Raw genomic sequence first — 21,615 nt, 5'->3', positions numbered from 1 at the left:
GTAGCAGTACCGACCTAACTTCTACAGAACACAGCATTTTTTTAGCCAATTAGAAAAGCGACACATAAAATTTAACTTAGTTACCACTTCAGGCTAAAATTACTGGATGGTGTGAGTACACAGAAATATCTGTTTAGCTGATGTCCACTCGTTCATCTACACTGACCCGTCCGCAAGACTCTGTTGGCAATTCCGAGCCGCTGAGCAATCTTTTGACAGCCCCAACTGGTGACAAGCATCTGAAGCCTGTGACCAAAGCTGTCTATCAAGCCGACCAGCAAGTTAAGTTCCTGCATTTGCAGGCGGAAGTTGAAATTCTCTTGCAACAGCTGCAAACAATCAAACAGCAGCGGTTAGCATCGGATCGCGAGATGGCGGCGACACCCAGCACCGCTAACCCGTAAGGTTCGTAGGAAGAGGCTTTTATCCCTAGAAATGCTGTTTGTAACTCTATCGGCAACTCTTCGGTGCTAGCTTCGTTTGCCCGAAGTTATAAATCATTCGCCGATCAAAAATACTGCCTGCCACAAATCTGTATCGGGCAGTATTTTTGTGCGCGTATAAACGCACTGCACTCAACGAAAACCACGAGAACTTGAATCTCTGCATGACATCGACCATCCCAGCAACGATCCCGAACTCGGATGCAACCACTGACAGCCTGCACCTAAGAGACATTTTGAGAAGTCTACCGCGTGAGGTTTTTACCAAGAATCGCCGCAAAGCTTGGCTCACAGCGCTGATTAACGTTTTAATGGTTGGCTTGGGCTACTGGGGTTTAGCGATCGCTCCCTGGTTTCTTTTACCTCCCCTCTGGATTTTTATCGGCACAGGGTTGACTGGTTTTTTTGTGATTGGTCATGACTGCGGACACCGCTCCTTTGCCAATCGGCGCTGGGTGAACGATCTCGTGGGGCATTTATTCATGCTGCCGCTAATTTATCCTTTCCACAGTTGGCGGATTCTGCACAATTACCATCATGCCCACACCAATAAGCTTAATGAAGACAATGCTTGGGAACCCTTTCAACCAGAGTTTTATAACAGTTTAGGAAGCTTGGGACAGTGGGGCTATCGCTTACTGCGGGGTCGATTTTGGTGGGTGGCTTCGATTGTCCACTGGGGCGTTATGCATTTTAATTGGTGGCAATTTAAAGGCAAAGACCGCCAGAAGGTGAAATTATCGGCGCTAGTCGTGTTGGGATTTGCCAGTGTAGCCTTCCCCTTATTAATTACCACACTCGGCATCTGGGGGTTTGTCAAATTTTGGCTTCTACCCTGGCTGGTGTACCACTTCTGGATGAGTACCTTTACCTTGGTTCACCACACAGCGCCGGAAATTCCCTTCACCCCCGCCGAGCAGTGGAATCAAGCTCAAGCGCAACTCTTTGGAACCGTCCATTGCGATTATCCACGCTGGGTGGAATTTCTCTGCCACGACATCAACGTTCACATTCCCCACCATATTTCTACCGCAATTCCTTCCTATAACTTGCGACTAGCTCATCGCAGTATCCAAGAAAAGTGGGGAGACTCAATTCGTGAATGTCACTTCTCTTGGTCTTTGATGAAGCAGATTACAGATGAATGTCACCTGTACAATCCCGAAGACTCTTACTACCAGTCTTTTGATGACTACCACATTGGGCGATAGGCTAGCAGCTCCAAAATAATCAGGTATACACTCTTTCAAGCACCCTTGACTTTTTAGGAATGGGGTGTTTTTTTTGGAAAAAGGGTATTTTTAGGTGACGGATCAACTGCACGCCAGTCGAGATGTACCCACCACTCCGGAATTTCATCTGCACGAAAAATTTCACGAGTTTGGTTAGGCGGCGTGCCTGGAAAACCCAAATTTGCAGTAACAGATAATTTGGACAACTTGAGCAATAAACTTTTCCTAGTTTGGTTCTCCACCTAGCGTTTATAGCTTGGGGCAAGGGTGCTTAGATAGAAAGTAATCCCTATTCCCACAGGAATAATCTCGATTAATAGCAAGATAAAGGCAGAACTAGCTAAACACAAAAATGGTATCTTTTGCGCTGGGGATGAAACATCTTCATCAGTTTGCCTTTGCTGCGGGTGAGTGAGGCTACCGTTACCAACCACTGCTCAACCAACTCCAAGAATTAGAAATTAATCGCTATTGCTCAGTTGCTGCCATGTCGCTTGATAGTCTTACTCCTATTACTTCGTAGACTTTTACCGTCCTTCTTACCACATCCTGGTCATCAAATTCACGTAACACCTTCTCTCTCCCGGCGTCCCCCATTGCTTTGCACAGATCTGGATCTTTCAGGAGTACCTCAATGGCATTAGCCAGCAGCCGAGCATTTTTAACTGGAACCAGAAAGCCATTTTCGCCAGGAATAACCACCTCTCGACAGCCAGGGACATCCGTTGCTACCAGTGGTTTCCCCATCGCAGCTGCTTCTAGTAAAATCCGAGGCACACCTTCCCGGTAGGAAGGAAGCACAACAACGGTTGATAAGGCGATCGGGTTTTCCATCTTCTCTACATACCCTAGAAGGTCAACCGCTCCTTCCCTGCGCCACTGCTCCAAGGTCGTCTCAGAAATTGAAGATGGATTTCCGGTGTCTGGGACACCTGCTATTTGAAACGTTGCGCAGACTCCTTTTGTTTTGAGGATGCGGGCAGCTTCAACGTATTCAATCAGACCCTTATCAACTAGCAGCCTAGCGGCGAACAACACAACCGGAGCAGGTGGAGCATCGGGGTGACTGGGACGTGGTGAAAAGCGCTTCAAGTCAACACCAGAGCTTCTGATTAGTACCGTCCGGTCCGGAACGATCAACTTTCGGTCTGCAAAAGCTTGCAGATCATCCATATTCTGGAACACAACCCTCACCCTACGGGCAGTCAATATCTGCCGATACAGAAACCGGATAATCGGTTGTAAAATCCGAGCCTTCCACTCGGTGCTAATAAAAATGTAGCCCAAGCCGGTTACAGCATTCACAACTGCTCTTGTTCTACTGAGCTTTGCACCAATCGTTCCGTACAGAACGCACTTAATTGTAAAGTGATGGACAGCGGAGGGCTTCTCACAAAGGTAAATGTATGTTAAGTGAGCAATGGTTAAGAGTTCTACGAGAGGGTTGATACTCCGCCGACTCAGCCGCAGTTGAATCCAACGAAACCCTTCTGCTTCCAGCCTTTCGACGTAGGCATCCCAAGGGGAGACTAAAACGACTTCGATTCCCTGAAGACGCAGAAATCTAGCTAGAGGCAGACGGAAGTTATAAAGATACCAGCCCGTATTAGCAACTAGCAAAATTTTCAGGCGATTTTTGTTTTCCACACAACTTAATCTCACCCTAGTTTTATCAATTAGTTTATATGCAGGTATGGAAATATATAAACTTGATAGTAAAACCGATACTAATAAGGTTGTCTATCAAGTCAATTCGCCCAGCTTAGATGTGTTCTTGGTAGGGGCTCTCTTCAGAGCTAACAATCTTAGGGAAAAACAGGGTTCTATCGATTCATTCCCAGTTGAATGCTTCGCCACTACAAGATAATTAGCGTCTTACAGATATACTCTAAAGACTCCAATAATGGATAGTGGATGGTAATATCGCAGGGTCAAGAACCGATTTGACATCCATTAATACTCCACCTGAGCGCAGACAAGTGAGTAGTTGAGCGCTGGGCATGTCTAGGTAGACTTGATGACTGACTGCAAGGATCAGTCCCTCCAGAGCGGATAAGGCTTGCCAAGGGACAAGGTCAATGTTGTAGTAGCGCTGGGCTTCATCGGGATCAACCAAGGGGTCATGTACGAGTGGCTCTACACCAAATTGTTGCAGCTCTGCCACAATATCTGGCACTCGGCTATTGCGAAGGTCTGGCACATTTTCCTTAAACGTTAGCCCTAGAATCCCAATTCGCGACCCTTTGATGGGCAGATTAGCCTGAACTAAAAGCTTGACTAGGCGCTGTCCTAGGTATGTACCCATGCTGTCGTTGATACGGCGACCGGCTAGGATGACTTGAGGATGATACCCCAGCTCTTCTGCTTTAGTCGTCAGGTAATAAGGATCGACCCCAATGCAATGACCCCCGACGAGTCCAGGTGTGAAGGGCAAAAAATTCCATTTGGTTTTGGCTGTTGCCAAAACATCCCAGGTACGGATGCCTAAGCGATCGCAAATTAAGGCTAACTCGTTCATCAAGGCAATGTTCAAGTCTCGTTGAGTGTTCTCGATAACTTTGGCTGCCTCAGCTACTTTGATGGAAGGGGCGCGGTAAACGCCTGCGTCAATGATGCTGCCGTAGACATTGGCAACCCGTTCCAGGGTTTCGGCATCCTCCCCAGCTACGACTTTGACCAGGTTTTCTAGGGTGTGAACGCGATCGCCCGGATTGATCCGCTCTGGTGAGTAACCTAGCTTAAAATCTATACCTTGCTGTAAGCCTGATACCTTTGCTAAGACCGGCCCACAAATATCTTCTGTTACTCCCGGATATACAGTGGATTCGTATACGATTACTGCTCCTGGTTGTAGCACTTTGCCAATTGTTTCAGAAGCTTGGATCAGGCAGGTTAAGTCCGGTCGGTGGTTGCGATCGATTGGCGTTGGTACGGCGACTACAAAAAAATTTGCTTCGGCGAGGTTGGTGATCGCAGTGGAGATCCGGAGATTGGAGGTTTTTAAGTCATCATTGCTGATTTGACGCGCAGGATCAATGCCCTGCATGAGGATCTTGACTTTCTCGACATTACTATCAAAGCCAATTGTGCCGGGGAACTTTTTGGCAAACGCCAAGGCAACAGGTAAACCAACATAACCAAGACCGATGACGGCAATGCGATTTGTTTGCCTAAACGCTTTGCGATCGCTCATGATACTTGCTTCTCTTTGATGTTTAGAACCGGGTCGGTCTGCCTTTAGGCATCTAACCATGCCTGGAACATTAGGACAGCCCATAGATAATATTGCCAGCTTGCGATCGCCCGATAGGTGCTTCTTCTGTTTCTGACCAATGGGTTGAGGATTGAAACAACCCTAATGCTGCGATCGCTGTTCTCAAAGCAATGCTTCTCACCAGTGGCACACAGAACTCTAGCAACCGGCATTTAATTGAGATACCAAAGCCCATTTTGGTTTCCTCAATCAAGTTCCGAGGCATATACTTACATAAAACTTGCGGCAAAAGTTATGTACCCTAACTTTTTTTAATTTTAATTGTCAGTGGCACGCACTTAGCAAATTCCATAACTACAAAGCTAACAATTTATATTAGCGACTCAGAAATTTTTTAGAAAATGTTTCATTTCTACACCATTTATCCCATCCTAGTATTACCAACTAATTTTTATTCCACGTTTTGAAATATTTTAATTTGCTAGCCGTTCTAATACCAAACTACAGCACCTTTGATATACACCTTACTTGGCGTATTCAGCTTGATACCTATAGATTATAATCAATCATTTGTTGTAGCTTTCAAGCAATGCTCCTGCTTCATAAGAGGGTATACGCACTTTTTACGTCAGTAGTTTCAAAGGCAAGTTTAAGTAGTAGAGATTTACACGATGAAGCCTTAATTCCTTGTCGTGAGTCCTGTGGTACAATTCCACAACCGAATACCGCCATTATACCTTCTGGTATATGGTAGGCTGTGCCCGCCTCAACTTGATGCATTGTAATGCCTGCTGATTCCCAACTAAAATCAATACTTTCTCCATTTTTATTCTTATAAATAAATTTATTTAATTTAATGTCTATAGCAGGAGGCGTTCTAATAGTAATACTAAGGCTACTAGTGATTTCTTCAACCTCGAATAGTGGCTTCCCACTCATAGAGTAACAGTTATTCAACTTTTGAATGAGATGGTATCTTACTTGTGGGTCGGGAATTTCTACAGCAATCTGCGGCACCATTGCCAGAAGTTGCTTGTAATCTGTTTTTTGTAAGCCAAATACACCCATAAATTTGGGGATATCTGAAATTGCCGATGAAAACCCTTGATATTCATCCCGATGAATTGCGGCTTGCCCCATACTGGTGGCAAAGACTAAAGTTATTTCTGGATTTACTTTGCACAATTGCATGGCATCAGCCAATATTTTGTCAAGTATTTCAAGAGCGAAAATCATGGTAGCCGCATGGATCTTGGGTTGAGTGAGGTAGCGATCGCCAAATTCTTCAGGAAAAATATGGTGCCAGTAGCGGTGCATTACACTAGCCACATGATTCGTAAAAAATGTAGAAAATGCGGGTGGGTTATGGGCGTTATAGAGAGATTTGAATATATCCCATAAAAGGATAGTCTGGAAAGTTGATCGACGTGCAACACGTGGTGGGTCAATCCATTCCATACAAAGCTGCTTGGCGATTTGTATGATGGTACTCCTGGAAATACCCAGTTTAGGTAGAGAAGCTAATAAACCTGATAAATCTTTAGAAATCAGTCTATCTTTTTTGACAACAAGACCGTTTTTGGCAACTTGCCCCAGGTTGAATTTTTGGAAAGACTCAATATATCTGGGAATACACCTTTCGTCGTGAGCAAAAGTATCGGGAATGTAGAATCCACCCTCACCTGGATCGCTAGGAGGCCAACTTTGTAAAGAGCCACAGATACCAATACTTAGACCAAGTTCGCGAAATTCCTCCCAGAGTGGCTTACCTTTGAAAGTACCGGGATTTTGCCCTAAATTTTTGATTCCATGCTCTTGATTACTCATACCCCGATAAAATGAAGGCCAAGTAACCCAAGGGGAAAGTTCACCGCTATCAACTGCTAACGTAGTGTAGGTTTTGGCGTTGTCAAAAAACTTTCTGATATGAGGGAAGCGTGGGTCTGTTTTGAATTTATCGATAAGCTGCCACGGAACTTCATTTATTTCCAATAACAGAATTTTGCGGAGTGGTCTAACTAGATTAGACATTTATATCCTCCAATAGTTTATTTTTAGGGGCAGAGTAACTGGATCAATTACTGACTTAACATTTATCAAGTTTTGATAAGGAATTCACATAAAGAGTGTCAGGCATCTAACCAAGCTTGGAACATCAGGACATCCCAAAGATAGTATTGCCAGTTGCGATCGCCCGCAAGATGCTCCTTCCATTTCTGACGAATCGGTTGCGGATTGAAAAAACCCTCATCTCGCAGTCGCTGTTCAGAAAGTAGTTCCTCTGCCCAGTCTCGTAAAGAACCGCGCAACCAACGTTTAATTGGAACGCCGAAGCCCATTTTGGGACGCTCGATCAGGTTACTTGGCACATACTTACACAAAACTTGGCGCAACAGCCATTTACCTTGCTTATTCTGAATTTTCATAGACAGCGGCACGCGCCAAGCAAATTCGACCAGCCGATGGTCTAACAGCGGTACGCGGGCTTCTAAACCCACACCCATACTCGCCCTGTCTACCTTGGTAAGGATATCGTCCGGTAGATAGGTGACAGTGTCGAGGTACATCATTCGCTGAATAAAGGATGGTAGGCGCGTCCAGTGTTGACGGAGGGCAGAGTCCGAACCATAGGCATCGCTTAAGATTGTTGGTGGTTCGCAGCTACCTATGACTACAGCTTCGGGGTTTTTCCAGTGAGAAACTAGACCTTTGTACATGGCATCGGGATGAGACACTGCCAAAATCTCAGCCAGCTTATGCAGTTTGTCTCCTGGATGGCGTTGCTGGAGTTGAGCCGATAGTAGGCTATCAAAATGTGTAAAGCCCCGATCCCAAGCCTGAGGGGATAAGCGGGTTAATGCACTCGCTGCAACCTGCCGCCAACTTGGTGGTATCCAGCCAATCTGCCGCCAAATTTTGGCACCCCAGAAGTAGCGGTTGTAGCCAGCAAACAGTTCATCGCCCCCATCTCCGGAAAGGGCAACGGTAACTTGCTGTCTAGCAAGTTGAGACACTAAGAAGGTAGGAATCTGGGATGAGTCGGAGAAGGGTTCATCGTACAGCATCGGTAGCTTGGGGATAACTGCTAGTGCTTCCTCCGGTGTCACATACAGTTCTGTATGGTCTGTACCTAGATGCTTAGCGACAGCCTTGGCATAAGCTGCTTCATTGAAAGCGTCTTCATCAAAACCGATAGTAAATGTTTTCACTGGTTGGCTGGAAAGCTGCTGCATCAAGGCAACTACAGTCGAAGAATCAATGCCCCCTGACAGGAAAGCACCCAAGGGAACATCTGCCACCATTCGCAGCTGTACTGCTTCCCGTAACAATGCTTCCAACTGTTCTACTGCTTCCGACTTTGAACCTGTGAAAGGGTTAGCAATACCTGATTCAGCAACTTCCTTGGCAGACCAATAAGGTACGGTAGGAGAACGAGTCGCACCCCCATTCCAACTTAGAAGGGTGCCAGGGGGTAGCTTGTAAATATCTTTATAGATGGAATAGGGTGCTGGGATGTAGTTATGTCGCATAAACAAGGCTAAGGCATCCCGGTTGATTTCAGCCTCGAAATTAGGATAAGCCTTGAGAGCTTTTAATTCAGAGGCAAATAAAAAAGTTCCATTTATCCAGCCGTAATAGAGGGGTTTTTCGCCTAGTCTGTCTCTCCCTAAATGTAAAACTCGCTCTTGCCAATCCCACAACGCAAAGGCAAACATCCCGTTAAAACGTTTGACTGCTTGCTCTACATCCCACTCTCTGAAAGCCGCCAGCATTACTTCTGTGTCAGAACGACCGCGAAACCGATGTCCTAGCCGTTCTAATTCTCGCCGCAATTCTAAAAAGTTATAAATCTCGCCATTGAATACAATTACATAGCGACCATCAACAGAAACCATCGGCTGATGGCCTTCTGGGGAAAGGTCTACAATCGCCAGTCGCCGATGCCCGAAACCTATCCCAGATGCGGCATCCACCCATACTCCGCCGTCATCTGGCCCTCGATGGAGTAGGGTATTTGACATTTTCTGCGCGATCGCCTGCATCTGCAATGCGCTTTTTTGGCAGGATGTGTCCCAAAAACCTGTAATACCACACACAATTTTTATTTATCCATTTTTTTCAATTAAAAATGCCAGATATAGCTATGTCTTGGCTATTTACATGGCGAAACTCCCTTGCAAACTTTTGCCTATGATATTCCACTAAATTTATTGATTGATGCCGCTTGTCCGCATCAATGTATTCAAATTTTTGGTGGAGAGTGATATCTCTGAAACTTACTAAACGTGTAACTAACAATGAGTAATCAATCAAACTATTACTCTTCATCTCTTTTAGTACATCTCAGTAGCGATGTACTAGAATCCGGTTCAGACGACCAGAGTTGCGTACCATGTAAGGATAAATATAGGTAGGTAATTGTAGAGAAGTGACTTCATGTTGTCTTGCGGTTAACATCCCATGATCGCGCAAATCAATTTTGTGGAACATTTGTCCTCATTATTTGAGGCAGGCGACCATCTTATGTTAGATTATCTAGGGGATTGTAAAGATGTTCTAGAACAGCACGGGATACAATAAAATTTTAGATTTTGCCTTGCTCAACCGCACATTTTGTAAAATAATTTTCTTTCTGCTGTCTGACCAATTTCCCAATCGATACTGACTAATGCTTGACCATCTCATCAATCGTGCTTTCGGAAATCATCTAATTTATATTTTTATGCAAGCTCATCATAAATTCGGCTTTGCTATTCAGAATTACGACGGCTATACATTTTGTCTATCAAGCAGCATACTTATTTGCATCCATCCTGTCTATTGCAACGCCAGCATTACCCCCTAGATTTATTTCAGCAGCTACTCCATAAAATTTGTCTAAATATCCATATTTTTTGTGGTCAACAAATATCTTTACTATATGACGTACTGAATTTTCTTCAAAAAAGGCCGTATGGGTTGAACCAGAATTTGTATCGAAGTGTATAGCTGCGATACAAAGCTTAGAAATAATATGAGCGGGTACAAATGCATTTGCCTTGACAAAAGGTGAATAATTTAATATGTTATTTACCCTTTTGGTAAACATAGCTTGATGGACTTGGAGAAAAGATTGTAGTTGTAGTTTATTTTTTTTTAAGCATATTTTCATATAACGCCTCATATTGTTCCACAACAGAGTCCAAAGAAAAGTATTCGATGATTCTTTCCCGTGCCCCCTTTCCCAACGCTTGCCTACCATCTGATCCTAAATCAATTAATTCTTTCCAAGCATTGGCGAGTGCTTGCGGATTTCTTGGCGGTACAACTCGCCCTGTATCTCCCACAATCCAGGCTGAATCTCCCACATCTGTAACTACAGAGGGTACACCACAACACATAGCTTCACCAATAGCCAGAGGGAAGGCTTCGCCATAGGAGGAGGAAGACGAAGCAATGTCTAAAGCAGCAGTGAGCTTCGGAATATCATGTCGCTCTCCTAGCAAATGTATTTGCCTTACAAGTCCAAAGTCTTGGATTAATTGATTTAAAATTTTATTTCCTCGCTCTATACCCTGTCCAACTAGAAGGAAGTATAGGTCAGGGTAGTTTCTTGCTAGTAATGAAGCAGCCTGAATAAAATTAGCATGGTCTTTCATTGGATGGTAACGAGCAACCAATCCAATGATAAGAGATTTTTCAGGTAAGCCTAACTCTGAACGAACCCTTACTTTAGCACGCTCTGAAGGTCTGAAGAGTGAACTATCAAAGCCATTTGGAATAATACAATTATTTTCCTTAAAATAACCAAATTTAGCATGTATCAATTGACTAGTTTTGCTTACAAAAATAATTTTATGAGATAATTTTGAAATATATTTACATATCACGATTACCAGCGCAGTTATAGGCTTTTCAGCGGCTACTAAATCAATTGAATAATGAATACTCCATAAAACAGGTAAATTTGGAAAACACAAAATGTTAGCCAACTGTGCTGCTAGATTGCCGTGATACATCCAGCCTTGTATCAAGTCGGGCTTCAGTTGCCGAACTGTATAGACGAGGTGCCAAAGCGAGACCAATGTCGGTATTCTTTGCATACCAAGTGTATAAACTGAAATACCCAAAGCTTCAATGCAAGCATTTAAGGTTCCTCGCTTCATTAGAGAAATAACAACCGGCTCAAACTTCTCTCGATTTATCCGAGACAACAGATTGTAGAGCATAATTTCAGCCCCACCAGTTGAAAGCCCGGTGATGATAAACAACAACTTCATCTAGTTTTCTAGTCTTAGCTAGCTCGTATGTGCTTTTAACGGAATGCGAGGGCGCTGATTTTTTAAAATTACCCACAAAAAGTGAAATTGTGCCCAAGCAATGATAGGTGTTATCTGAAGCCGCTGACGAGGTCCTTGTAGATCATAAAAAGCTCCATAAAGCAGAAGGGCTAGGGCAAGGTATATGAACAGCAATTTGACTTCCCTTGAACGCCACCAAAGCATCCATCCACCCCAGATAGCAGGGAGAAATAATACCCAATGAAGAATAGATGGAAAAAACAGGAAAGTATATGCTGGCTCAATTGACCAAGGTTGAGGTGTTAGTGCCATCCTGATTACTCCAAGTACAATAGTTGTCCAATTCCGATCGAGGCGATTTAAATTATATAGAGTATCTTCTAATCCTAAAAAAAATACTACAGAAATGCTACCAATGGCTGCTAAAACAAGTAAGATGTATCTCCGCCAGCCCTTCTGAAAAAGAGAAATCCAAATTAGGGTAGCTATCATGATGACGACAGGGACATAAAATCTAATCCAGAAAAAGATGAAAACTATTCCTCCCAAACTCAATAAATCATATAATTTGAGCTGTTTGGATAATCTTAAGATTAAGTAAAGCGCTATTATGGTAAGAGTCATAACAAGAATATCTTTTAAATTCACAAAGGATGACCATACTACTATTTCCCAGTGAAATAAAGCAAATAAAAAAAGCCCCCTAGAATACTTACGGCTAAAACCACTCAGATGAGCTATACGAAAAAGAAAATATCCACTAATAAAAGTAAGAAAAACGTTAAGAAATACTGGAGGATAGTAATACTTACCAAATAAATACTGACCGAGTATATTCCACCAGCCATAGAGGATATGTCTCCCTCCTGATAGAAACATCAGATTCGACAGACCATCTGGATTGACTAAGGCTGTAATCGGGTTATATCCCAATTCCAACATTTTTTTGCCCTGGAATTGATAACCTATGTCATCTAGAAATGTCCAAGTACCATCATAGAAAAAAGCAAAATAAAGCAGCGGAATTAAAACTTTGACAAGGGCTGCATAAAAGGCTGTAAAATTTGAAAGATTTCGACTAGCAATCCAGAAGCATAATAATCCAATACAGAAAGCAGGCCAGAGCAAATCGCTGGTTAAACCTTCAGCCACAGTGCTTCCTCTGTTTGCTCTACGAGTTGCTTTACACTGAAATGCTCGACTATACGCGATCGCGCCTTTAGCCCCATTGCGTTTCTGTCTCTTCCCAAACAGGTCAACCACCCAGCTAACAGAGCCTCTGAACTTTGAGGGAGTACAACTAGCCCTGTATCATCCACAATCCACGATGAATCCCCTACATCCGTTACCACGCAGGGGACACTACAAGCCATTGCCTCGCCAATCGCATTGGAAAACCCTTCGCCATAAGAAGAAGAAGAGGTAGCAATATCCAGAGCATTGTAAACCATAGGCATATCGGCACGCGCTCCTGCCCAGATAACTTTTTCAGAAATATCTAACTTCTTAGCCAACTGATACAACTTTTGAGCGTAACTCTCAGAACCAGTACCCACGCATACAAAGCGTACATCTTGGCGTTGTTTGCACAAGAGTGCAGCTGCTCTGAGAAAGGTAGGATGGTCTTTCATGGGATCTAGCCGTCCAACTAAACCAATTAAAATGGTATCCTCTGAAATTTCCCATTCTGTCCGCACCTTTGCTCTAGTTTCTAAGCTAGGTTTAAAGTGCTCTGTATCAATACCATTAGGAATTACCAGCATTTTATCAGCAGGGAAGCCATGTTCCAGATGATAGGTGCGACCAGCACGAGAATTCACGATGATAAGATCGGCAAAGCGTGAAAACATACACTCTAGTTTAAAGACCAGACGGGATAGCCAGTCATAGCAACTGAAATCTATGTTGGATGCTCGTACTCCCCAAATTACCCGAGTTGAGGGAAAAAGCATTTTTAGGCAGATAGTCAGTAAATTAGGTATACCCAAATATCCATGCAATAAGTCAGGTTTGATGCGTCTTATCTGAGAGACAAGACGCCAAGAAAAACCAACTATATCCCATCGTCCACCCTTGTCCAGAGAAATCAATTGGACTCGAGTATCCTTGAGATTTTTTTCTAAAGTACCGCCCGAATAAAAGTATAAAACCGTTATATTAAAGCGTTCTTTTTCAAGACATTGTACTAGCGTCAATAACTGTCTTTCAGCACCGCCATAATTGAGTGAGCGGATGATAAAAGTGATATTAAATTTTGCTTTATTAATAAAGAACGATTGTTGCACAAGCTGCTTTCAACAAAAAACTATAAGAATATTTTGCCTTTCTTACCAACCCTTTATCAATTTTCTTAATCTCCAGCGAAGCCATCGCCCTAACGAAGAATTATTCGCATTAATATTGTTTAAATTATCATTGTAAGGATGAAATGATATCAGTTGAGTATCAAACAGCCCATCTTTTAAGAGACTACCATTGGGTGTTATAGAAGGATAGTTCCCTTCTTCGATTCTAATAATAGAAAGACCTGCATTGAATGGTAGGTGAGTAAGGGAAATTTTGTATCCGTTCGTAGCATCTCTAATTGCTGCAAGCATATCATGGCAAAGGTTAGTTTGCTGTGTGTCATGCACGCAAATTATACCAAAAGTTTTCATCTTAGGTAAAATCAGCTCTAAATCTAGTTTGACTTGAAAATAATCATGGGCGGCATCATGAACAACAAGATCAAAAGGCTGTTCCAAGGATTTTAAAAAAGTTTCACTAGCGCCCAAATATAATTGCCAATGCTTGTCTTGGTTTTTTAACAAAGATGAGAATCTATTAACATCACAATCACAACTCATAACAACTCCACCTGTTTTTAAAGCAGCAGCACGCAAAGCTTTTGTTGTTGAGCCTATCCCCAAATCAATTATTATTTTTGCATTTAAACCAATAGCTAATGAGTAAATAGTCAGTAGATGCTTGGAAGTAGCAATTTCAGAGCTATAAAAAGCTTCTAATAGTTCTGTATCTGAAAAAGGCTGAATGTTTACCATATTATTCCTTTCGATCCTGGCAGTAAACCAAATACCCTACAGGTAAAGCTCCTAGCAATAGAAATTTACCAATTCTTGTGTTAAGCATTTTAAACTGTTCGCTGACAGTAATCCCGGTATGAAAAGAAAATCGGCTGTAGTGAACAGCCGAGCGCATAAAATTGAATGGTGCATACCAAAACCAACTGCTCTGCTCATTTAAAATAATTTTATGCCATAAAGCATGACCCAAAGAAATTTGTTGTGGTGAAAGTCGGGTCAACTGATCCGTGCCACTAAAGTAGACTCGCAAAGGCTCATTTATAAATCTTGTCTTATATTCTCTAGCAATCCTGCCCCATACAAAACCTTGAGGAATAGTTTTCTCACCAACTATCTCTGGAAAAGGAAACTGACGCAGCACCTCTGTGCGGTGAAATCCCCATTTTTCGCCTGTAACTTTGTAGCGGTAACGAATTTCTAAAGAATCCGAGTCAGTTGGGTCAAATGGGAAACGGCTACCAACTATTTCCCCATTTTGGTCATTGCACAAACAGGTGACAGCAGAAAAACGATGTTTTTTATCTTCAGGAATTAGATCCCAATGCTCTTTAAAACGTTCCAGCGCTTCTGAGACGCAAGCATCATCAGAGTCAAGAACAAGAAATAGTTCGCCTTTAGCTTCTCGTACCCCACGATTAACCGCAATATGCTTGCCAGAATTTTCTTGATAAAAATAACGAATTGTAAAATTAGCTTCTTGCCGCCACTGCTCTACCAACTCACAGGTATTATCAATAGAACCATCATCAATAACTACCCACTCAAAGTTTCGATATGTTTGTGCTTGAAGACTTTCATAAACCCGATGAAGAGTGTGAGCGCGGTTATAGGTTGGAGTGAAAACTGTGAATACAGGCTGATAAGCTTGCTCATGCACTGTCGGCTGTTTATTTCGCTCTTCCATCGCTATTGTTCCCCATCAAATTGCTAATGAATCTCTCTACAACGCTCGCCATAAAATCATCAAAAAAAACTATTCTCAATCGTTATATTATTTCTAGCATAGCAACAGCAAAACATCTGTTTCTAATTTCAAAAACATCAGTCGATTTATAGCTATAGCTAAGGCATTTACAAGGATAATTAGCATTAAAATAACATTTTCTTATCTAAAATAATTTTTATTCATATTTTTGTTTCACTCGTTAAACAAAGCATAAATATAACTAATCATCCTTTTATGAAAACGAATTGATTATTACCTGAACCACCTCCAGAAGTAATGAACTTTTCTAAAACAAAATTTTTGTTTTCATACAAATTAAAAATATCTTCTGGCTTTGCTACCTCAAAAGGATAGCCACCTAACCAATCCAACCAATCATAAACTCTGGACATACCTCTTGAGTTTTTGTACTCAGTATAGCGAATTATTGGATTTCGACCTTTAACCAGATCCACTATTAATCCACTCAGGATAAAATAGGGAATAAATAAAGCAGAAATTAGAGTTCTACCTGCGATCCCTGAACAATAAACTTGCTTGATTCTGCGCCAAATTTTAGATTTTCTACCTTGATCGTTGTAAATAGCAATAAACAATATTCCCTGTTCTGCAACAGGGAATATTGCATTTTCTAGAGCTTGCCACATTGCACCAGTGTGATGAAGCACACCCCAAGCATAAATAATATCAAATTTTCCTAGAGACTTGATGTAATCCACATCCAGCACTGAACCCTGTTCTATAGTCCAGTTAGAATCATTAGGAAAGTATCGGCATTTTAGTTCTTGCGTGCAAGCTACTGACTCTGTATCGTAATCAAAGGAATGTACCTTCGCCCCTAGCCTACGGGCAGCCAGTGAAAATAATCCACTGCCAGAACCAATATCAAGAAATGTTTTGCTCTGTAAATCTTCTACTACTAGCATTTGCTTAAGAGACTTCTCTGCTTCTGCTATGCGAGCGTCATTGAGAACTGATAAAAATCCTCTCCAGTTTTTGCCAAACTCAAAGCGATCGCCCTGCTTCACTTCCTGCTCAAAAGTGCTTGTCATAGCTTCTCCTTGATAACTTGATCCAACAAGTTTTCCCACATTTCCATTATTTTCTCTAAACTAAATCTATCCATTACCTGTGTAGCACGACTAGCTAGGCGTTGGCGCTCTGCTTCATTAGACATCAGACGCTCCATTGCTGCTGCCAAAGCATCTACATTTCCATTTTGTACTAAAATACCATCGACGCCATCACGAATAATCTCTCTTGGTCCACTAGGACAGTCTGTAGAAATGACGGGTAGCCCACAAGCCATGGCTTCACACAGAGCGTTAGGAAATCCCTCAAACCGGGAAGACATAACGAAAATATCCGCCTGCTTCAGAAACTCATAAATATTTTTCACCCGTCCAGGTAGATGAACCCGGTTAGACAAACCAAGTTGGTTCCGCAAAGCTTCTAATTCTGTGCGTAATGCCCCTTCTCCTAATATTGTCAATGTCCAATCAGGGTAGCAGACTTTTAGCAGTGCAAAAGCTTGTAGCAGTAAGTCAAAACCCTTCTGAGAGTCAAGCCGTCCAACAGCAATTAGAGATGGTTTAGTTATCAATTTTGCTGACTCTGTTTGGTTTGTATTAATAAATATAACTGGATTAGGGATAACATACGAGCGAGATTGTATCTGGGCAGAAAAATAACTCAATGCTCTTGCAGTTACCCCAACAACTCGATTGGCTTTGGGATAAATCCACTGACGCAATAACCCCCTTACCCCGCCAATAGAGTACATTGCTGGATGAATGCGTTCAGATACTACTACTGGGATATGTAACCCGCGCGTCGCCAGTAGGGTGAGTATGTTATTTTTATCTATGAAGCTAATTACAGCATCGGGCTGACTATCAGCAATGGCGACTCTTAGAACTTGAATGCATTTCAGGTTATTCCAGATACCAACGAGCAAGCTTGGCGACTCTCTAGCTATACCCAAACAAATATGATGAACATGGCAATCTAGGTCATAAAACGGAGGTACTTTGCCATCATCGAAAGTCAACAAAGTAATTTTCCATCCTTTAGCTGCCCAGTAGTTAGCCATGACTGACATTACCTTTTCAGCACCGCCAGCGAATATGGAAGGAATTACTAAGGTTAACCGCATTTTTTTTTTGCAACTATTAAAGCATTACTATAAAATGCCTGAGTGCGATCGCTATAATCTATCAACCAACCGCTTAAGTTAATGACCATACAAAAAAATATCCAAAGCGGGAGAATTACGCCTTTTAATATACGACTGTATTTGTACAAGTTCATTTGCCTTTCGAGCCAATTTAAAACTAGCGCCCCAACCGTGCTACCAATACCGCCCTGATGTTTTGCTTCCATAACTTCATAATTTTGCTCGATTAAATTTATAAGTCCGTATACTGAAAACCGCCGATAATCATCTGGTGCACCATGCTCGTTATAGATAAAAGGTACAGTTAGTATTAGTATACCGCCCGTTTTTAAAACCCGAGTAATTTCCTCAATAGTATTGCCTAAGTTGGCTGTGTGTTCTAAAACCTGAGTGCATAAAATAGCATCAAAAGAAGATGTTTCTAAAAGCCATTCTTCATCAGTGTCAATGACAATATCAACCTTTGAGCCGGGATAAATATCAATGCCGATATGTTTGACTTTCTCTAAATCTATCCAAGTGCTGTAAGGTTTATCACCGCAGCCAACATCGAGCAAGCGCCCTTCAAGAGTCGGTAATATACGCTTGAGATCTGAATAAAGGTCTTTTACTGCCAACCATTGAAAATGCCAAAATCGTATATGCGGATGCGTTCCGCAAAGCTTTTTATATAGGTTAGAATAGATATCACCGATAAGACTCATACAAATTTCTTACTTATAAAAAATATATTTCCGTTGCTTCCATGTAAGCCAATTAGTGATAAGCATTTTTTGAGCAAGGCACTTATAACACCCTTCCAATTCAATGATGACCAACTAACAAAATAAATTACTTTAAGTTTCTCTACTTTCAGATTACCTGAAAATATAGCCGCTAAACTATGAGTATTAAAAGACTGCTGGTGTCCCCATTTGTGAAAAATATGTCCACAATCAGGACAGATAACTTGGCTGTTAAAAAGGTTTTCCTTAAATGGAACAGTCCCAACCAATAACCCAGAATTTTTTAATATCCGTTCTATCTCATACAAGCCTTGCTGTATTTGTTCACTTGATAAATGTTCGATAACCTCAGAACAAAAAACAACATCAAAAAAATTATCAGGATACGGAATCTGTTCTATATACCCTACCTTTCCTTCAATACCTCTTTGCTCCAGCAGAGCAATTGTGGTTTCACTTGGGTCTAAAGCATAAGTTTCCCAGGCTTGCTCCATACATTTCTGTTCAAGCCAGCCGTTGCCAACTCCTATGTTCAATACTCTTGGCTTGGTGTGACTATAAATTGCCAAAACTTGGCGAAAAAGATAGTTTAACCTTGGAGCTGACTGCAAGAATATGTCAGATGATTGTACCTGAAAATAATCCCAGATTTTGTCCTGTTGCATTTTTTTATTTACTGAAGCATTGCTGTAGCCAGTACAATTATTTTTTGATGACAAAAGCTTGACCACTTGGAACATTAATAATCTTTTCTGCCTTATTTTCCATAAACTCATCAAACGCTTTTTTTGCGCCTGGACAGGTTGTAAATCCGTAGTCATCACACAAGATTAGTCCACCAGTTACCATTTTAGGGTAGAAAAAACAAAGGGAATCAAAGGTAGGTTGATAAAGGTCAACATCTATATGAACAAAACAAAATTTTTTACTTGAGACATTATTAAATGTTTCTGGTATCCATCCTTTATAGATTTCTATTTTATCTTTATACTCGGCAAGATTTCTTTTAGCTATATCTTCAGTGGCTTTCAAATCACCTGCCTGCCAATACACTCCATCTATCTCCAAAGGTGAAGATAAGCCTTCAAACGAGTCAAAAGCATGATGTACCTTGTCAGTATTTTTAAATTTATTACAAATTAGCCAAGATGAAGCACCGTTAAAGACACCACACTCAGCCGTGTCACCCGGCAATTCATCAACAAGCGATAACAAAGATGTAATAAAAAATTTTCTGTCAGCAGAACGGTAGCTTTTTCCTACATATTTTTCGTAAAAATCGAAAAAATCTTTATCTTCAAGCCATATCTTTCCATACTCACTGAAAGTAAATTTTGGATACCATAAAGATGCTATTTTCTCACCGAGAACAAAGCTAGCATACTTACTTTCTTGCTTAGAAAAAAACTTTTTGTATAAGAGGCGAAAAAGGGTTATTAACTTCATATAAGTTTGGGTGTAATTTTTTTCACACTCAATAAACAGTAGGTCGAGTAACCAAAGGAAAAACAGATAACAATGGAAGTAGATAAGGCAATACCTGATACGCCCATATACTTTGTAAGCAAGTAATTGAAGCTAATATTAATTATTAAATTAAACCCAGATGCCCACATTAGTATCTGATTAAGTTGAATTGACGAAATTAACCGCACAACCAAAATACCTGAAATATAAAAAGGGATTTGCAAGGCATAAAAAGCTTGTATTTGGGCTACTAAGCGCGTAGCTTCAGGTGTAAATGAACCCCTTTGAAACAACACTTGGATAATAGGTTCAGAAAACAGAAATAAAAACCCTGTTAAGGGTACGGTCACCATAAAAATAAAAAAAAGAAAACGCTGAAGTGTATAGCGCACTCCTGTCCAATCTTTACAGGCAACCATCTTTGAAAAATATGGAATTACTGCTGTTCCCAATCCTGTAGCCATTAGCCCAATTGGAAATGCAATTACTTTATTGCCATAGTTTAAGGCGGCGACACTTCCCGGTGACAGCATTGCTGCCATTGATTGATCCACCAGATTGGTGCTGCTCATTAAAAAAGCTCCAGCAATCATCGGTGCATACTGACCAGCTACCTGACGCAAGTGAGGATCAAATCCGTACCACCTGGGGCGCAATGAGATACCTTGCCGCTTCAGCGCCACTCCCATAACTACCATCTCCAAAACTGCACCGCACAGTAGACCACCTGCCAAGGCAAAGATTCCCCAAGACGAACATATCAGCAGAAATATCACACTGATAACTGGGGTAATAATCGGAGAAAGTGCAGCTAAAGCGAATCGCTCACCCGCATTCAAAAGTGCAACCCAGATAACAACCACCCCATCCAGCAGCACAACAGGCGCGATCGCCCACAGAAGACGAAACGTCAGGCCTAACTTTTCAGAGCTAAACCCCCTAGCAATCCAGGGTAGATATAGAGGCGCAGTAACTACCATCAGTATGGTAGTAATTAACAACAACCCTAAACTCCAGACAATTACCCCGGAGAAAAGCCTTTGTGCTGCCTCTACACCTTCTTTCTCCCGTACCTGAATATAGGTGGGGATGAAGGCAGCATTAAAAGAGCCAGCTACCACATTGATGATAAAAGAAGGAACGAGCAAGGCAATTAAAAATGCATCGAGTTCGTCCCCAGTGCCAAATTTCCAAGCAACTACCAATTCCTTTCCCGCAGCTGCTACTTTTACCAACGCTGTCATCAGAGCAACTGTAACAGCTGCACCAAAGATTTGGCGGTTGGTCGAGCCACTAGTCAGCTTTTTCCAAGAATGGAGCAGCTTTTGTGCTGCTAGAGTTTGTTTCACCTACACTTAGCTCAAGTTTTCAGCTCGCTGAGCGATTTCATCCCAAACTCCCTCATAGGGACTGATAGTAGCAGCGCTCAACCCCATAGATCCTCATTAATTGACATCAAATTTGGAAGTACCATTAACCTGCTCCAAAAGCCGCATTCAACAATGCAGCCAGGACAGATTGAATCGCTAGCAGCTCATCGGGAGGCTCGCTCAAAAATACGCCGCTACTGGAGTTGATGAGAGCATTATATGCTTCCACTGCCGCCGCCAGCCGAACCGCATCGACCCTACCATTTGCGGTTAGCCCTTGCAAGTTGGCAACCACGTTACGAGCCAGGGTTGGATTAATGCCTTCAGTAGCATTCACCAGACCGCTTTCTAGCTGGCTCGCGCTAGCAGCAACATTTCCAGTCCCTGTCAAAACGTTCCCTAAGCTATTATTGGCAGTCTGGGAGTTGACTGAGGCTGCTGCCTGGTTGACAGCAGACGCGATCGCCTCCGTTCTGAAGGCGAGTCTTCCCCGCCCGCCTCTGTCGGGTATGAAGGCTCCGTTGACAACGTCGCTAGTCGTCATAACCGGCCCGGTGACATCTGAATTGAAGCCTGGAGTCTGGGCAAGCGCTGTTTCCGAAAGCAGAAGAGAAGAACCCAAAGCTAAACCCAGACCGAGATTTACAGAAAGACGTTTGATGTTCATGGCTTTTGTTT

At 42.1% G+C, this 21,615-nt stretch carries 21 protein-coding genes; 2 read left to right on the top strand and 19 right to left on the bottom strand.

Going from position 1 to position 21,615, the window contains the following annotated elements; genetic code table 11:
* Positions 1–140 precede the first annotated feature (140 nt).
* Both NDI33_RS21520 and NDI33_RS21515 read left to right on the top strand, forming a co-directional pair.
* Positions 141–404 (top strand): hypothetical protein, encoded by a 264-nt coding sequence (locus NDI33_RS21520; RefSeq protein ID WP_190434831.1) that lies wholly within the window; start codon positions 141–143, stop codon positions 402–404.
* A 203-nt stretch (positions 405–607) separates the two neighbouring features.
* Positions 608–1,654: a fatty acid desaturase gene (locus NDI33_RS21515; protein WP_190677594.1), complete on the top strand. Its 1,047-nt coding sequence runs from the start codon at positions 608–610 to the stop codon at positions 1,652–1,654.
* Between the two features lie 489 nt (positions 1,655–2,143).
* Here the strand turns inward: NDI33_RS21515 and NDI33_RS21510 are convergent, their stop codons facing one another.
* The 19 genes from NDI33_RS21510 to NDI33_RS21420 form a co-directional block, all read right to left on the bottom strand.
* A complete protein-coding gene (locus tag NDI33_RS21510) occupies positions 2,144–3,322 on the bottom strand; it encodes a glycosyltransferase family 4 protein (RefSeq protein WP_190677592.1) in 1,179 nt (392 codons plus the stop codon).
* A 241-nt stretch (positions 3,323–3,563) separates the two neighbouring features.
* Complete coding sequence (locus NDI33_RS21505) at positions 3,564–4,868, bottom strand: nucleotide sugar dehydrogenase (RefSeq protein ID WP_190677621.1); 1,305 nt, start codon at positions 4,866–4,868, stop codon at positions 3,564–3,566.
* Between the two features lie 70 nt (positions 4,869–4,938).
* A complete protein-coding gene (locus NDI33_RS21500) occupies positions 4,939–5,124 on the bottom strand; it encodes a hypothetical protein (protein ID WP_190677590.1) in 186 nt (61 codons plus the stop codon).
* A 365-nt stretch (positions 5,125–5,489) separates the two neighbouring features.
* On the bottom strand, positions 5,490–6,920 hold the full coding sequence (locus NDI33_RS21495) for a hypothetical protein (protein ID WP_190677588.1): 1,431 nt from the start codon (positions 6,918–6,920) through the stop codon (positions 5,490–5,492).
* A gap of 98 nt (positions 6,921–7,018) precedes the next feature.
* Positions 7,019–8,986 (bottom strand): asparagine synthase (glutamine-hydrolyzing), encoded by a 1,968-nt coding sequence (gene asnB, locus NDI33_RS21490; RefSeq protein ID WP_190677586.1) that lies wholly within the window; start codon positions 8,984–8,986, stop codon positions 7,019–7,021.
* A gap of 247 nt (positions 8,987–9,233) precedes the next feature.
* Positions 9,234–9,380 carry a hypothetical protein gene (locus tag NDI33_RS21485; protein WP_190677585.1) on the bottom strand — a complete coding sequence of 49 codons (147 nt, stop codon included), beginning with the start codon at positions 9,378–9,380 and terminating at the stop codon, positions 9,234–9,236.
* 295 nt (positions 9,381–9,675) lie between these two features.
* Entirely contained in the window at positions 9,676–10,041 is a 366-nt protein-coding gene (locus tag NDI33_RS21480; RefSeq protein WP_190677583.1) for a hypothetical protein, read from the bottom strand.
* Complete coding sequence (locus tag NDI33_RS21475) at positions 10,016–11,149, bottom strand: glycosyltransferase (RefSeq protein WP_190536699.1); 1,134 nt, start codon at positions 11,147–11,149, stop codon at positions 10,016–10,018. The genes NDI33_RS21480 and NDI33_RS21475 overlap by 26 nt, the downstream gene beginning before the upstream one ends.
* Before the next feature lie 18 nt (positions 11,150–11,167).
* A complete protein-coding gene (locus NDI33_RS21470; protein WP_190677581.1) occupies positions 11,168–12,322 on the bottom strand; it encodes a hypothetical protein in 1,155 nt (384 codons plus the stop codon).
* Entirely contained in the window at positions 12,307–13,455 is a 1,149-nt protein-coding gene (locus tag NDI33_RS21465) for a glycosyltransferase (RefSeq protein ID WP_347275932.1), read from the bottom strand. The genes NDI33_RS21470 and NDI33_RS21465 overlap by 16 nt, the downstream gene beginning before the upstream one ends.
* A gap of 42 nt (positions 13,456–13,497) precedes the next feature.
* Positions 13,498–14,211 (bottom strand): class I SAM-dependent methyltransferase, encoded by a 714-nt coding sequence (locus NDI33_RS21460; RefSeq protein ID WP_190536697.1) that lies wholly within the window; start codon positions 14,209–14,211, stop codon positions 13,498–13,500.
* A 1-nt stretch (position 14,212) separates the two neighbouring features.
* Complete coding sequence (locus NDI33_RS21455; protein ID WP_190677580.1) at positions 14,213–15,157, bottom strand: glycosyltransferase family A protein; 945 nt, start codon at positions 15,155–15,157, stop codon at positions 14,213–14,215.
* Between the two features lie 266 nt (positions 15,158–15,423).
* Positions 15,424–16,251, bottom strand: a complete 828-nt coding sequence (locus NDI33_RS21450; protein WP_190536695.1) for a class I SAM-dependent methyltransferase — start codon at positions 16,249–16,251, stop codon at positions 15,424–15,426.
* Positions 16,248–17,354 carry a glycosyltransferase family 4 protein gene (locus NDI33_RS21445; protein ID WP_190536694.1) on the bottom strand — a complete coding sequence of 369 codons (1,107 nt, stop codon included), beginning with the start codon at positions 17,352–17,354 and terminating at the stop codon, positions 16,248–16,250. Before NDI33_RS21445 ends, NDI33_RS21450 begins: the two co-directional genes overlap by 4 nt.
* Entirely contained in the window at positions 17,345–18,079 is a 735-nt protein-coding gene (locus NDI33_RS21440) for a class I SAM-dependent methyltransferase (RefSeq protein ID WP_190677578.1), read from the bottom strand. The genes NDI33_RS21445 and NDI33_RS21440 overlap by 10 nt, the downstream gene beginning before the upstream one ends.
* A complete protein-coding gene (locus NDI33_RS21435) occupies positions 18,076–18,876 on the bottom strand; it encodes a class I SAM-dependent methyltransferase (protein ID WP_348245666.1) in 801 nt (266 codons plus the stop codon). The genes NDI33_RS21440 and NDI33_RS21435 overlap by 4 nt, the downstream gene beginning before the upstream one ends.
* A complete protein-coding gene (locus NDI33_RS21430) occupies positions 18,803–19,546 on the bottom strand; it encodes a TylF/MycF/NovP-related O-methyltransferase (RefSeq protein WP_190677574.1) in 744 nt (247 codons plus the stop codon). Before NDI33_RS21430 ends, NDI33_RS21435 begins: the two co-directional genes overlap by 74 nt.
* On the bottom strand, positions 19,543–20,916 hold the full coding sequence (gene murJ / locus NDI33_RS21425; protein WP_347275931.1) for a murein biosynthesis integral membrane protein MurJ: 1,374 nt from the start codon (positions 20,914–20,916) through the stop codon (positions 19,543–19,545). Before murJ ends, NDI33_RS21430 begins: the two co-directional genes overlap by 4 nt.
* Positions 20,917–21,040: 124 nt before the next feature.
* Positions 21,041–21,604, bottom strand: a complete 564-nt coding sequence (locus NDI33_RS21420; protein ID WP_190677572.1) for a hypothetical protein — start codon at positions 21,602–21,604, stop codon at positions 21,041–21,043.
* Between the last annotated feature and the right edge of the window lie 11 nt (positions 21,605–21,615).

Source organism: Trichocoleus sp. DQ-A1, from assembly GCF_039961955.1.
Classification (GTDB): Bacteria; Cyanobacteriota; Cyanobacteriia; order Cyanobacteriales; family FACHB-T130; genus FACHB-T130.
The sequence above is the reverse complement of the archived record's forward strand: the minus strand, read 5'-3'. Positions and strand labels throughout refer to the sequence as shown.

Coding starts and splice junctions, on each gene's coding strand:
- NDI33_RS21485 (WP_190677585.1), bottom strand. CDS start 9,380: ATGTTCCACAAAATTGATTTGCGCGATCATGGGATGTTAACCGCAAGA.
- NDI33_RS21435 (WP_348245666.1), bottom strand. CDS start 18,876: ATGAGTTTATGGAAAATAAGGCAGAAAAGATTATTAATGTTCCAAGTG.
- NDI33_RS21480 (WP_190677583.1), bottom strand. CDS start 10,041: ATGAAAATATGCTTAAAAAAAAATAAACTACAACTACAATCTTTTCTC.
- NDI33_RS21420 (WP_190677572.1), bottom strand. CDS start 21,604: ATGAACATCAAACGTCTTTCTGTAAATCTCGGTCTGGGTTTAGCTTTG.
- NDI33_RS21445 (WP_190536694.1), bottom strand. CDS start 17,354: ATGCGGTTAACCTTAGTAATTCCTTCCATATTCGCTGGCGGTGCTGAA.
- NDI33_RS21430 (WP_190677574.1), bottom strand. CDS start 19,546: ATGAAGTTAATAACCCTTTTTCGCCTCTTATACAAAAAGTTTTTTTCT.
- NDI33_RS21460 (WP_190536697.1), bottom strand. CDS start 14,211: ATGGTAAACATTCAGCCTTTTTCAGATACAGAACTATTAGAAGCTTTT.
- NDI33_RS21500 (WP_190677590.1), bottom strand. CDS start 5,124: ATGGGCTTTGGTATCTCAATTAAATGCCGGTTGCTAGAGTTCTGTGTG.
- NDI33_RS21450 (WP_190536695.1), bottom strand. CDS start 16,251: ATGACAAGCACTTTTGAGCAGGAAGTGAAGCAGGGCGATCGCTTTGAG.
- NDI33_RS21505 (WP_190677621.1), bottom strand. CDS start 4,868: ATGAGCGATCGCAAAGCGTTTAGGCAAACAAATCGCATTGCCGTCATC.
- NDI33_RS21440 (WP_190677578.1), bottom strand. CDS start 18,079: ATGAGTCTTATCGGTGATATCTATTCTAACCTATATAAAAAGCTTTGC.
- NDI33_RS21475 (WP_190536699.1), bottom strand. CDS start 11,149: ATGAAGTTGTTGTTTATCATCACCGGGCTTTCAACTGGTGGGGCTGAA.
- NDI33_RS21515 (WP_190677594.1), top strand. CDS start 608: ATGACATCGACCATCCCAGCAACGATCCCGAACTCGGATGCAACCACT.
- NDI33_RS21495 (WP_190677588.1), bottom strand. CDS start 6,920: ATGTCTAATCTAGTTAGACCACTCCGCAAAATTCTGTTATTGGAAATA.
- NDI33_RS21455 (WP_190677580.1), bottom strand. CDS start 15,157: ATGGAAGAGCGAAATAAACAGCCGACAGTGCATGAGCAAGCTTATCAG.
- NDI33_RS21520 (WP_190434831.1), top strand. CDS start 141: ATGTCCACTCGTTCATCTACACTGACCCGTCCGCAAGACTCTGTTGGC.